12 protein-coding genes are annotated in these 13,294 nt (G+C 35.6%); 3 read left to right on the top strand and 9 right to left on the bottom strand.

Annotated features, from left to right (window positions below; genetic code table 11):
• Positions 1 to 50 precede the first annotated feature (50 nt).
• From ACH6EI_RS10125 to ACH6EI_RS10110, 4 genes are all read right to left on the bottom strand, one after another.
• Positions 51 to 464: a DUF4395 domain-containing protein gene (locus ACH6EI_RS10125; RefSeq protein ID WP_098113165.1), complete on the bottom strand. Its 414-nt coding sequence runs from the start codon at positions 462 to 464 to the stop codon at positions 51 to 53.
• A gap of 312 nt (positions 465 to 776) precedes the next feature.
• Entirely contained in the window at positions 777 to 1,607 is an 831-nt protein-coding gene (locus ACH6EI_RS10120) for a YitT family protein (protein WP_099331103.1), read from the bottom strand.
• 199 nt (positions 1,608 to 1,806) lie between these two features.
• Positions 1,807 to 2,367, bottom strand: a complete 561-nt coding sequence (locus tag ACH6EI_RS10115; RefSeq protein WP_098113167.1) for a hypothetical protein — start codon at positions 2,365 to 2,367, stop codon at positions 1,807 to 1,809.
• A gap of 197 nt (positions 2,368 to 2,564) precedes the next feature.
• Positions 2,565 to 3,119: a GNAT family N-acetyltransferase gene (locus ACH6EI_RS10110; RefSeq protein ID WP_047750646.1), complete on the bottom strand. Its 555-nt coding sequence runs from the start codon at positions 3,117 to 3,119 to the stop codon at positions 2,565 to 2,567.
• 159 nt (positions 3,120 to 3,278) lie between these two features.
• Between ACH6EI_RS10110 and ACH6EI_RS10105 the strand changes: the two genes are divergently transcribed.
• Positions 3,279 to 3,422, top strand: a complete 144-nt coding sequence (locus ACH6EI_RS10105) for a hypothetical protein (protein ID WP_155017337.1) — start codon at positions 3,279 to 3,281, stop codon at positions 3,420 to 3,422.
• A 66-nt stretch (positions 3,423 to 3,488) separates the two neighbouring features.
• Here the strand turns inward: ACH6EI_RS10105 and ACH6EI_RS10100 are convergent, their stop codons facing one another.
• From ACH6EI_RS10100 to ACH6EI_RS10080, 5 genes are all read right to left on the bottom strand, one after another.
• The gene (locus ACH6EI_RS10100) at positions 3,489 to 4,313 is read right to left on the bottom strand and encodes a thermonuclease family protein (protein WP_028412910.1); all 825 of its coding nucleotides are present in this window, start codon (positions 4,311 to 4,313) and stop codon (positions 3,489 to 3,491) included.
• A gap of 400 nt (positions 4,314 to 4,713) precedes the next feature.
• Complete coding sequence (locus tag ACH6EI_RS10095; protein WP_028412909.1) at positions 4,714 to 5,373, bottom strand: 2OG-Fe(II) oxygenase; 660 nt, start codon at positions 5,371 to 5,373, stop codon at positions 4,714 to 4,716.
• A 251-nt stretch (positions 5,374 to 5,624) separates the two neighbouring features.
• Positions 5,625 to 7,127, bottom strand: coding sequence for a malate:quinone oxidoreductase (locus tag ACH6EI_RS10090; RefSeq protein ID WP_099331104.1), 1,503 nt, complete (start codon positions 7,125 to 7,127; stop codon positions 5,625 to 5,627).
• A gap of 120 nt (positions 7,128 to 7,247) precedes the next feature.
• Positions 7,248 to 8,072 carry a pyruvate, water dikinase regulatory protein gene (locus ACH6EI_RS10085; protein ID WP_394530335.1) on the bottom strand — a complete coding sequence of 275 codons (825 nt, stop codon included), beginning with the start codon at positions 8,070 to 8,072 and terminating at the stop codon, positions 7,248 to 7,250.
• Positions 8,073 to 8,575: 503 nt separating this feature from the next.
• Positions 8,576 to 9,457 (bottom strand): HAD family hydrolase, encoded by an 882-nt coding sequence (locus tag ACH6EI_RS10080; RefSeq protein WP_099331105.1) that lies wholly within the window; start codon positions 9,455 to 9,457, stop codon positions 8,576 to 8,578.
• Positions 9,458 to 9,770: 313 nt separating this feature from the next.
• Between ACH6EI_RS10080 and ACH6EI_RS10075 the strand changes: the two genes are divergently transcribed.
• Together ACH6EI_RS10075 and ACH6EI_RS10070 are read left to right on the top strand one after the other, a co-directional pair.
• On the top strand, positions 9,771 to 11,234 hold the full coding sequence (locus ACH6EI_RS10075; protein WP_013083667.1) for a hypothetical protein: 1,464 nt from the start codon (positions 9,771 to 9,773) through the stop codon (positions 11,232 to 11,234).
• A gap of 969 nt (positions 11,235 to 12,203) precedes the next feature.
• On the top strand, positions 12,204 to 13,226 hold the full coding sequence (locus tag ACH6EI_RS10070; RefSeq protein ID WP_033579375.1) for a hypothetical protein: 1,023 nt from the start codon (positions 12,204 to 12,206) through the stop codon (positions 13,224 to 13,226).
• Positions 13,227 to 13,294 lie beyond the last annotated feature (68 nt).

The following is a 13,294-nucleotide window of genomic DNA, read 5'->3' as shown; positions in this document are numbered from 1 at the left end:
ATAACGTATACAAGTGAGCATAAAAAAACAAAGCCTTCTCGAGGCTTTGTTTATACAGCATGTTTTTTTCTTTTATATTTCCACATCATATATCGATAACGAATCGTGCAGCCTATACAATATCCCATCAGCGCTACACCCGCAGCAAGAATCACCATTATACTAAATACATAGCCAACAAACGTATAACTAAGTAAAAATGAAATGAAAGCAATCCCAATGCATATCGTTGCAATCCATTGATTAAAAAGCTGCTGATCACGGTCTTCCATCTGATACGAAGAAATAGGTTTCTTGAGAAGCTTTTTACCTGCCATAATTACAGGATTACGCTTTGTTACAAGTGTGACTACTCCAACGAGAAAAGGCAAAAGTAAAAGCCACTTTGCCGCAAGTAAAGCGAGCAAAACCGTTATAACGATAAAGAGTTGATTAAGCTGAACTAATGGTTTGGGAATGCTCATGGAACTCCTCCTTCTTAAAACCTATTATACAAATTGGTTTACTAATTTAAAAGAAAAAGCACTCCAAATGAGCGATAAGACTCATATAAAAAAGTTACATAATTTCACTAACGTACTTTAAAATCAGTATCGTAAATAAAATCAAGACAACGTATCGTAAAGAACGGATTCGACGTTGAAGAAGACGTTTTACATGCCTTTTATTACGCATATGGGTTCTTCCTTTCGTATATTGAATTGTCTTTAGACACACTTATATCATACTTTTTCGGAAAACACCAACGTCAGAAAAAATTGCCAAGAACCACAGCTTTATGCGCTTAAAAAGCCTTTTCCAATTACGTCTCGTACATCGTGTACAATCACAAATGCTTCATCATCAATTTTTTTAATTAACTTTTTAAGTTTAAGAAGCTCTTGTTTATTAATGACAACGTACAAAATTTCTTTTGATTCTTTTGTATAGTTCCCTCGACCGTTTAGAATCGTTACCCCGCGATCAAGCTGTTCATTGATTTGGTCCGCTACCTCGTTTTTGTTGCTTGAAATAACGGTAACGGCCTTTTTGGCATCAAATCCTTCAATAACGAAGTCAATTACTTTTGTTGTAATGTAAAGCATGACGATCGTAAATAGTAACTTTTCGATTCCAATAATAAAATAAGAAGCCAATACCACTAGTAAATCAACAATTAAAAGTGCATGACTGACTTTCCAGTTTAAAAACTTATTTAGAATTCGAGCAATAATGGCTGACCCTGCTGTTGTTCCACCAACTCGCAAAATCATCCCAATTCCAACGCCTAGCAGTACACCGGCAAAAACCATGCCAATGAGCTCTTCGTGAAGATGAAGACCCCAGCCTTCAGTTACGTGAAGAAAAATAGATGTAGTGATAATCGTAATCATTGTATAGACCATAGTTTTTTTCTCTAAAAATTTATACCCTACGATAAGCAAGATACCGTTTAGAATAAAGTTAGTGACGCCTGTTGAAAGATGCGTTGTATAATATAAAATAATGGATATACCCGTAACGCCGCCTTCACCCAGTCCTATTGGAATGACGAACATGTTAACTGCAAGTGAAAATACAAACGAACCTATTAATAAAAAGATGACATCTTTTACTATTTTACTCATCGATTAAACCCTCCTCGGCATAAAAATTCACATAAAAAAGCCCCTTCTCCAAAAGAGAAGAGACGCTTATGTTTAGTTTTTATATTACGTATTCTTAAATTGCCATGTATGACTATAATATGTTCACATACGTTTGTCAAACGGAAAGTTTATGCATTATGTGTAACCAAGGCTATGAGTCATTTATCTTTTATGTATACTAGGAGTGTTTTAATTTATTTAAGCAAAGACGGATGCAGGAATTAGTCGACTCAATTAATTCTTTATCGCCTTTTTTCAATCGAATTTCTAACGCGCGTTGAAAATAGTGATGTGCTCTGGAAACAACCCGCTGATCAAGTAAACATTTTCCATAATGCTGATAGACAAAGTCTTCATATATGTGAAGGTCTTCATCTGCTTTTAATTGTTCGATGAGTAGCTGAAACGTTTCATTCGCCTTATCCCACTGTTCTTGCCAGTGATATGTATGTCCAAGTCGGATTGTATTCAAAAATTCACCTATTGTATCAGCATGTCGGTCATATAGATAAATGGCCAGCTGCAAGTGTCTTTCACTGCTCGTTAATTCTCCAAGTATGCGCTCATATACACCAATATGTCCATATGTTTTAGCAGCGGCACACTCATCCTCTTCTTCAAGAGCTCGTTTCTTTAAATAGATGATTCCCTGCTTCATTTGGTTTGGGTTAACCGGAACTTCTCGAAGCTTTTCATTAAATCGATAACTCATATTAAACGGAAGATCTCTGATGTTCATGCACGCTCCTTTCATGTGGCACATCAGCAAACATACTTTCATGACCGCTTGCTTATGGTCCATTGGATGTAGGATTCTTTCCATTTTGATACGTTTACGCGATTTACAGGAAAGCTCAGCAAAAGTGCTGAGCTGTTGGTTCTTATTATTTTACTTATATATCCATTTTATCACAAAAAATACTACCGTAAAGATGATCAGGCAGTCTTCATATAAAAAAATGGTTTTTTATCAATAAAAATGGTTTTATGCTCTTGAAAGCCTATACGCTGATACAATTTTTTGGCTTCTATGTTATTGTATTCAACGTTTAACGATAAAAACATCTTACGCTTTTTGGCTTCTTGCTTGGCTACATTTAAAAGAGCCGTTCCTATCCCTTTTCCGCGGTAATCTTCGTCTACACATAGAGAATCAATATAATAATCTCCATGTTCAGTTTCTATATCAATTTCCCACGCTGGATTATTAAGTTTCGCACGCACAAAACGCTTAACTGGTTCATAAAGCGTTTGTAACATACTTCCTTCGTAGCAAAGCATAAGTCCAACTACCTTCTCATCGACTTCTGCGACTGTAATATGATGATAGCTATAGCGATTCTTCTCAGACAGAATAAACGCTTTAAGTCTTAAAAGCGCTTCTTCATTCGTTGTAGCCGCCGTATGAGAGCGTGCAATACTCCCAAGCATGTCATAAAGTAATTCCGTTACAGCAGAAGCATCTTCTTTTCTTGCTTTCCTTATTTTCACGATTTTCAAACTCCCTTTATTCTCTTCGCTTGCGTTATTTGTAGCAAAACTTCTTACCTATCTACTTTAACACGAAAAAGAAAAGAAAGAAAAAATTAACTCCTAATCTTCCTTTCATTGTATAATTAATGTATATTTTCAAATGAATGGATGATGACTATGAAAAAACGCTGCCAGCAGAAAGATAATACGATGAGCGGGAGAGAACTTATAGCGGAGGTTCTTTTACAAGTGCCTCAGCTGCTCATATGGCCCCTGCGTCTTCTTATACGAATTGGTCGTTCTTTGTTGGACGGTATTTAGCCAATCCTATACACATACTTACGGAACTCACAAAAAAAGAAACTCAGCAGCTACTGAATTTCTTTGTTAGTTTTTTGCTTTTTTGTATCCTGCTTCTTGTGCATCTTTTTCAGTACAGAACCAAATGACGTTGTTCATTGTTTGATTGTAGTGTGCCCCTGTTGGCACGTGATAAATTTTAGAGTTTTGATTTCCTTTTATTTTACCTTCGCAGCTTGTGGCAGATTGAGTATCTTTTTGATTAGAAGAGGACTGATTTTTTACAGCATCCGTATTATATCCTTTTTCTTGGGCATAGTTTTCAATACTCCAGATGCCTTTTTCGCTTTTTCGAGCCTGCTCCTGTATTTTCTTAAATTCGTCTACGTACTTTGTGTTAGGAGGAAATACCGCTACGCGGGCTAGCCCTTTTGCTAGCAGCTCTTCATTGTATAGCTCATTGTCTATCCATATATACGCAAGTAACCGTCCATATTGATCACGTTCTTGCACATCAAATTCAAGAGTGATTTCCTGCCCTTCTAGCCTTTTTTTCGTGTAAGCAGATGCTTCTGGACCAAAGGGCTGTACGCCTAGTTTGGGATGCTTTGTTTCTGGGGTATCGACAAGAAGTAGTCGTACGCGATCCGTCTTTCCGTTCAGCATTTTTACTTTAAGCGTATCGCCATCCACCACTCTTTCTACCGTAGCTGCCTCACCTACTACGTCTTCACGACTTGCTTTAGAAGGACTATGGTCTTCTTCTTGATCTGATGAACCTTCTACTTGAACTTCTTGTTTTGTATCCGTAGAAGGTGTGCTTGAATGACTTGCCTGCTCATCACTGCATCCAGTAAGAAGCAGCATAAACATCGCGATCATGATGTAAATAATTGCTTTTATTTCTTTCAAAACCCGGGTCCTCCTTTAACACATTCCCTATCTACTATATAAAAGTAAAATGATTTTATAAATAGTGTAAATCACCTAAAAACAAAAACTCGTGAAAATACCTTTCACGAGTTTTTCGCGCAGCTTGTTTTAAAGTCATTATTTTAAATAGCATTTATTTTATTTTTATTTCACAAACACATTTTTCGTTTTTGTGTATCCAGATTTTTAATCATGAGGATATTTTACACTACAAATACATTTATCGTCTACCGGCTTATAAAAATAAGGAATAGCCGCACAAATAGAATAAGTGTGAATATTTCAATATCATAACTGACTACCATAATGACTATTTTTTTGTAACATAAATAAGAGCCCTTACTAACAATAGCTAATAGGGCTCTTCAAACCTTTGTTTTTACGATCGAATTTTTTGTTTGCGCATCCACTGGGTAGCGACCCACTTTTCTCCTTTTATAACAGGAGCTCCCCCGTGGAGAGTACGGTCATTAAGTTCAGCATCACTATAAAAATATTCAAAGTACACGGCCATTCCCTTTGTCGGAGATACGGAAAGACCCAGCTTAGGAAAATAAGTTTCTCCTCCTTCTTCCACATCATTTAAGTACATAACCAATGTACTAATACGGTTATTTTTAGATGCTTTACTTGCAGAAGTGAAATAGTCGTGATGCGCTTTGTATTCTTGATCAGGCAAGTATTTTAAAACTTGAAGGCCTTCAGCATATTCAATAGACGGTCCCATTATCTTAGAAAGTCTCTTTTCAATTTGATGTACAAGCTCGTTTTCACTTTCTTCAAAAAACATGCCGCTGCTCGTTCGAATACTGTTTACTTCACGTTCAGCTCCAATTTTTGATCGCTGCATTTTATCTTTGGATAGCTGTACAAGTTCGTCACATTCTTCGGTACTTAGGACATTTCCTAAAACTAGAACAAGAGGCTCTTCAAATCGAGCAACAATATTAATCTCTCTGTCTTCTAATTTAATTTTATTCCCTGAATGGCTAAAAATCGTTTGTTCTTTCGTTAGTAAAGATGTATTAGTTGTAATCATCTTTTATCGGCTCCTCAAAATAGCTATTTTCCAATTCTTCACTCCATTATATGTAAACGCTTACTAATGAGAATTATATCATGTATACGAAGTAAATTCTGCTAGCAAAGGAAATAAATAAAAAGAAGCCCGTTATATAACGGAGCTCCTTCATTTTTTCTTATAGATTTCACTTATATTTTAAACACTTTATAAAGCAGCCTAAAAAAATTCTTTTAATCTAAAGCATACGTGCCAAAGGCCGCCTAAAATCAGCGGTACGCAAGTTCTTTTTTACTTAAATTCAGCGTTTGTGCTGTAGAAACATGAATTTCGTTAAAAAGCGCTGGATTTTCTACCAGTGACAAGCCGTAAGAAGGAATCATTTCTTTTATTTTTGGTTCCCATTTCTTCATATGCTGGGGGAAACACTTTTCTAGCACTTCAAGCATAACATGAACGGCAGTCGAAGCGCCTGGCGAAGCCCCGAGCAATGCAGCAACGGAACCATCCGCTGAACTCACAACTTCTGTACCAAATTGAAGAGTTCCTTTACCTCCGGCTTCCGTATCTTTGATTACTTGTACACGCTGACCCGCTACGACGATATCCCAGTCTTCGCTTTTTGCGTTTGGAATAAACTCGCGAAGTTCTTCCATACGCTTTTCATTGGACAACAGCACCTGCTGAATCAAGTATTTCGTTAAGCCCATCTCTTTGACGCCTGCTGCTAACATCGTTAAGATATTATTCGGTTTTACAGAATTGATTAAGTCCAAATTTGAACCCGTTTTTAAGAACTTTGGTGAAAATCCGGCAAAAGGTCCAAACAGCAGTGTTTTTTTGCGGTCGATATAGCGTGTATCAAGGTGTGGAACCGACATCGGTGGAGCGCCAACCTTTGCTTTTCCGTACACTTTCCCGTGATGCTGCGCCACAACTTCGGGATTAGTGCATACCATAAATAATCCGCTTACCGGGAACCCTCCAATATGTTTGGACTCAGGAATACCCGTTTTTTGGAGTAAAGACAGACTTCCGCCTCCTCCTCCGATAAAAACAAAGTTCGCCGTGTGATATTCCTGTTTGCCGCTATGAATATCATGTACTTTTACTTCCCACGAGCCGTCTGCGTTACGTGTCAGATTTTCAACGCTGTGGTTATAGTTTATTTCTACGCTTTTACTTTTTAAATGTGTAAACAACATACGAGTTAAAGCTCCAAAGTTCACGTCCGTCCCTGAGTCAATTTTGGTTGCCGCAATTGCTTCAGTCGATGTACGCCCTTTCATAACAAGCGGCATCCATTCTTTTAACTTTTCAGGACGATCCGAATACTCCATCCCTTGAAACAACAGATTATTTGATAGCGCTTCAAAACGTTTTTTCAAAAAGGATACGTTCTTTTCTCCTTGTACGAAACTCATGTGAGGGATTGGCATAATAAACTCTTGCGGATGATGAATTAAATTACTGCTTACAAGGTACGACCAAAACTGTCTTGAAAGCTGAAACTGTTCATTAATTCGCACGGCTTTCGTAATATCTATGGATCCGTCAGCTTGTTCAGATGTATAGTTCAACTCGCACAGTGCAGCATGGCCCGTCCCTGCATTATTCCATTCATTGGAGCTTTCTTCTCCTGCATCTGCGAGTTTCTCAAATACTTTGATTTCCCATTCCGGCGCTAACTCTTTTAGTAAAGATCCCAACGTTGCGCTCATCACTCCGGCCCCAATTAAGATAACGTCTGTTTTTTTATATACATTGCTCATCACAATCTTCCTTATCTTTTATATTTTAAAAAAGCACCTTTTAGCAACACGCCTGTTCTACCTGACTCTCTATAGATTAAGTATGTCTGACAAGTTGTCTGTCTTACATAATGGGAGTTTTTATACATACCCTTTCATCTTGTCCTTTTTTAACATGCTCAATATCACTTCAGCGGTTTCTTCAACTGCTTTACCTGAGACATTAACAATAGGAAAACCAATGCGCTTCATAATTTTCTCAGCATAGTCCAGCTCTTCAAGGATTCGATCTACATTGGCATAATTGGCTTGAGACGCTAAACCTAAATTTTTTAATCGTTCTTTTCGGATTTCATTGAGCTTATCCGGTGTAATAACTAAACCAATACATTTATTTTTTGGAATAGTAAAAAGTTCATCAGGAGGCGTCACTTCTGGAACTAACGGTATATTCGCTACTTTAAGACTTTTATGAGCTAAATACATAGAAAGTGGCGTCTTAGATGTTCTCGAAACACCAATCAACACTAGATCAGCTCGCTTGATGCCTCTGAAGTCTTGTCCATCATCATATTTAACAGCGAATTCAACTGCTTCTACTCTTCGAAAATAATTATCGTCTAATTTTCTTGTTAATCTCGGTTGAAGATTAGGTTCTTTATTAAAAGTTTGGCTAAAGGCACTCATAAGAGGGGTCATCAAATCAATGGCTACAATTCCTTCTTCTTGTGCCGTTTGGTCAAGATACTGCTTTAAAGGTGGGATGACGATAGTATACGCAATGATGGCTTCGTTACACCTTGCTTCGGCAATGATATTATCAATATTTTCCTCATTTTCTACGTAAGAAGTATTTTGAATTTCAATATCTTCTCCACTAAATTGAGTTAAAACTGCTTTTACCATCAGCTCAGCCGTTTCACCTACTGAGTCGGAAACTATATAGACAATTTTTCTTTTATTCACATTAAATCTTCCTATTCTTTGATTTTGATAGTTTAATAACGCTAATATTTTTATTTAGCAGCTTACAAGATACACAATTTAATAGTAATGAATAAATAAATATGCTGGTCACTGTGATTATAAACACTTTAACAAAACAATTAGATTAAGAATTTATGTCATACTAATTATGAAATAAAGATAAATATGTTATACTATTTTCATTAAATGTTATATTAGCATTAAATATACGGAGATACAATCCCTTTTCTGCGCATTTTATAAAAAGTTTGAAGAAAGAAAAAGTTTAGATTTTAAAATGTTTTATGCTTTGGCATGGTGCACTCATCAGGGCTGAGAGGTGTTTTGCAGGGATAGGTACGAGGATAGTTATATAATTATGTTGTTTATAAATAAAAATAATGAACGGTTTACTTTTCACCTTATGTATACTAAAAACATCGCCTAAAAGACGATGTTTTGAAGAGCTGGTTATAATGCATTGTCGTGAAATAGATTCATTTTTATAAAACGGGATTACTTCTAGTAGATTTTTGTAATAAAAATTTAGAAAGATAATGAGATACGCCGTTTTCGTCACAGTTAAATTCCGTTATGTCATCGACAATTTCTTTAATATGATCCGGCGCGTTTTTCATAGCTACAGCGTAGCTGGCAAACTGAAACATTGGTAAATCATTGTTGCTGTCGCCAATTGCTAGAATGTCTTGCTCGGGCAAATTAAAATGTTTTAGCATTTGCTGAATTCCCGTTGCTTTATTTACGTTTGCCACCATCACTTCGACATTGTGTTTAGATGAAGTAGAAGTTGTAAAGTCTGTTTCTTGCTTGAGTTTTTCAAGCTCTTCTTTCCATTTATCGATATGCTCGTGCGTTCTTGCAAAGAAATAGAACTTTGAAAATTCACTTCCTTCTACGGAATCTTTCCAGTCAATTTCTTCTTTAATTGCTTGTTTACGAGAAAGCCATTCGTTAATTTCCACACTGTCTGGCTTTGGCTCTTTAATTTCATTTTCAACATACGGCTGATCTTGTTTTAACGTCACGCGAGGTGTGCCATACGGGAAAAGCTCGTAGTATACCTTGTTCGCTCTTGCTTTTTCAATAATAGTTTCCACCAATTGAAGTGAAAGCGAATGCTGAAAGACTGATTCTTTTCCTACGTATCCTGCCATACCATTTGATGTGATAAATCCATCTACTTGAAAGCCTTCAGGAACTAACTCTTCTATTTCATCAAACGCTCTTCCCGTAGCAATAAAAACAAAAATTCCCTGTTTTCGTAATTCGTCAATGGTTTCTTTTGTTTGAATACTTACTTTGTTGGAGCGATTTAATATCGTACCGTCCATATCTAAAAAAATTGCTTTAGGTTTTAACAACATATTTATTCCCCCTATTTGTAAAAAGATTGTACTTGGCAAGTATAAACTTTTCCATTTTCAAACTCAATGAATGTACTTTGCTTTTCTCTTTTATAAAGCTACTATAATACTCTCCTTACATCTAAAATTGTACAAGCGCTATAAAGAAAGAATTTTATATTTGCAATAAGCCTTTATATACTAATAGCTGGTTAGGCTAATTTGATATAAAACAGCATTCACAAAAACGAATTTTCCTTTTAGCCTTTAGAGTATCGTTCAAAAAAGATATAATAAGAGTGTTACAGATTAAATACATGCAGAGGAGGTCAACATGAACGAACCATCCAATTTTTCTCCTTACCTTATTAAACAAATCAGCGATGCGATCGATGACAATATCAAAGCAAAGTGTATAGACTTTTTATATGATTCTCATTCGTTTTTTTCGAATGAAAAAGATTTTATAGAAGACTACATTTTAAATATATTGCAAGATACGTTTGTTTTAGAGAATAAATTAATAAATCCTAAGGAAATACGAAACCCAGCCTACAAAAGAAGACAATCAAATAAGAAAAACTGGCTGCAAACATTAAAAAAAGATATTAAAGCAGAAAAGCCTAATCCTATTTTTGAAGACATTGAATTAGCCAAAAAAGTGATGGATAAAAAAGTAGATACCGAACACTTAAAAAAGCTGTTTGGCGTGGAAAAACCTGAAGATATTTTAAAGATAAAGTTAAAAGAAGTAGAGGCATGGGCTAAAAGCAAAAAAACAAACATTACCGATTTTCCTTATTTAGATTCAAAAATGAATTATCAAATAGAGAAAGCATTTCACACGGACTTTACTTTTTTAATTGCGGAAATCATCTTAGAAAAATACAATGGAAATTTAAGCAACTGGATTGATAAACGATTAAATTCGTGGGTAGAGGCGCCTATCTTCTCAAACGAAAGTCATTCTCTTAAAACCAATATGGAAGTTAAAACAAACTCCCAAGAAGTCGTTTTATATAATGACTATAAAGTTGATGAAGAATATTTCATTCGCACCATTATCCCTGTGAATGATAATCAAACGGTTCTTTCCAAACGAAATATGGTTTTAGACCCAAAAGATTCCCAAATTATCCAGTTTGCTCTTTCACAGCGCGACGAGATGTTTTATAAAGAAAAAACGGTGACTCTTGATTTAGCGGATATCGTGAAAGAAATTTATAATTCAAAAGGTGTAAAAAACTATGAAGCCGTTGAAGCCCGCATTATGAAAATTGCCAGGTATCACGTAGAAGGTGTAGCAAAGAAGAAAAATTCCAGAGATACAAAATTTGCGATCAACTTCTTTCAAAAGGCTGTTATTGAAACCGATGAAGTAACGGGCAGACGATATGCAACGATTGTATTTAGCGATGATACGCATCAAGGCTTTTTAAATCAGCAGTTTGTACAAATATACAGTGATGTTATTAAAAAGTTTAAAGATAACTCGCTGTCTTCTTTACTGCTTTATGCATTTCAAAAAGAGCGTTTAGACTGTTATTTACAAGAAAAGTCTTACACTCATTTTTACCCGTATCAATATTTTGCTTCAAAAGTTCGTTTTCGTTCAAAGAAAATTGATGTAAACCTAAAATTAATTAATGAATCTCTAGCAGAATTTGTTAGCAATCAAGTACTGATCCAAAGTTATCAGCAAAAACTTCAAGGATTTGAAATCTCTTTTATTCCTCTTCAAAATTATGAAATTCAAGACTATTTTGGAGGAGAACATAGAGAAACATTGGAAGGGTAAATCATTCCCTTCCTTTTTTATTTGACATTTTGCCATTTTCGTCTTTTTGATACAAAATTCCCCTCTATTTTCATTTCATAGTTTGGAAGTTTTGTCATTTTTAACGTACTACACAAAAGCTTTTGCCGTTTTTGACGTACTACTCCGCTACTTTTGCCGTTTTCTGCGTACTAATTACTGTCTTTTGCTGTTTTTGACGTACTACTTTGCTTCTTTTGCTGTTTTTGACGTACTAAATTCATTTTATTTACTCGTCATCACTTATTAATTGTTAATTATTCTCTTTTTTTCGTAAAACAATCCTACCTTTTGCCATTTTTGACGTACTCCTTCACTACTTTTGCCGTTTTCTGCGTACTAAACATTGCTTTTCCCTTTGTTATGTCCTTTTCAAACCCTATTTTTTATTTTTTTCGCAGCATATATAAAGCTTTTGCCATTTTTGACGTACCAAACGATAACTTTTGCTGTTTTTAGCGTACTACCAGGTCGTTTTTGACGTTTTTCACGTACTAAAAATAGCTTTTGCCATTTTTGACGTACTATTGAAATTCATTGTGTTATTTACAGCGATCAGAGAAGTGATTTTTTTCCCTTTTTTTAGGTGAATCGAGATCACTTTTGCTGTTTTTGGCGTACCACTCTTCACTTTTGCTATTTTCGGCGTACTATATTGAGCCTTTTGCTGTTTTTTACGTACTAAAACGCATAAAGTTTTTTTTGATTTTTACTGATCGTAACAAACACTGTTCTACCGGCGCTTGCTTGCTTTTGCCGTTTTTGTCGTACTAAAAAACCTATACGCTGAATCCCTTGCTATGACAGCATTCTTTGAGCCTTTTGCCGTTTTTCGCGTACTACTCGTTCGTTTGCGATTCTGTTTCTTATTGATATAATTTTCACAAGGTATTCTTTGTTATTTTACCCTAATAAATTATTGTTGATATGAAATAGATTGGAGGGATTCTCATGATAAAAAAAGAATTTGCGAAAATTGGAAAACAAATTATTCGCCAATTGTCTAGCACCGTAGAAAAATATAAAGATATTGAAGATCACATGGACCTAGACGCTCATGGGAACCCTACAATCAAAACAGTGGCAGAACATCACCGTTTATCTAAATCTCAAATTTCACAATTAATTTTTTATCACTTCCTTCACGTTGATGAAAGAGGTATTATTTGTGATGTTTCTGAAAAAGAGATTGCAGCCGCTTTGAATTGTACAGTTCGAACAGTTCGCAACAACAATGTAGTATTAGCAGAAACAGAATTAATTTCCTATTCTCGCAGCGGCAAAGGAATCAATATTTGTATTGTTCCCTACCCCCAATATTTTGAAGAACACGGCTTTGGGTTTATGGAATTAGAATATACTCGCTTTGAAGAACTTATTCTAATTGAAAACGTAAATGCCCTTCGCTTAGAGCTGCGCAAAGAATTGGTTTATGACAACGATACGATTAAGCGTCAGTTTAATCCTGGAGAAAACACTTCAAAAATTAGCTTTAATGACTATAAAATTTTTACGCCGAAATATACTCACTACAAGGGTATGATGCAAAAAATAGCTGAAACGCAGGCGAGCGCATTTAAAACCGTTGTCCAAGGATCTACTATTTTCTTTGTTTTAAAAGACGGAGCTAAAAATGGCAAGATGTCAAAACAAGAAAAGAGAGATCAATACGATGCGGCGATTCGACGTACTATTGAAGAGACTTTTGTAAAATTATCTGGACACAGCACAGATTCTACAGGAATTGTTATGTCTTCATTCCAAAACGAAGACATCGCTGATTTGGTTCAGCTTTCTTTTGAATATGGTATTGAACGAGTGAAGTCTGCCCTTTATACATTGATTGAACAGGCCTTCTTCAGCCATGATGCTCAAGTCGTTGAAAATTACGGTGGGAAAATCCGTACGCTCATTCGAAAAGAGCTTTCAAAAAATCTTCAAGATCAAGTCCCTGCCGAACTTACAGCTTCATAAGGGGCTTCTTTGGCATGCCTTTTTTTTATTTTCTATCCCTTCTCCTCTCTTTTTGATACAAATAGTAC

Source organism: Priestia sp. JSM ZJ58, from assembly GCF_044383985.1.
GTDB lineage: Bacteria > Bacillota > Bacilli > Bacillales > Bacillaceae_H > Priestia > Priestia zanthoxyli.
The sequence above is the reverse complement of the archived record's forward strand: the minus strand, read 5'-3'. Positions and strand labels throughout refer to the sequence as shown.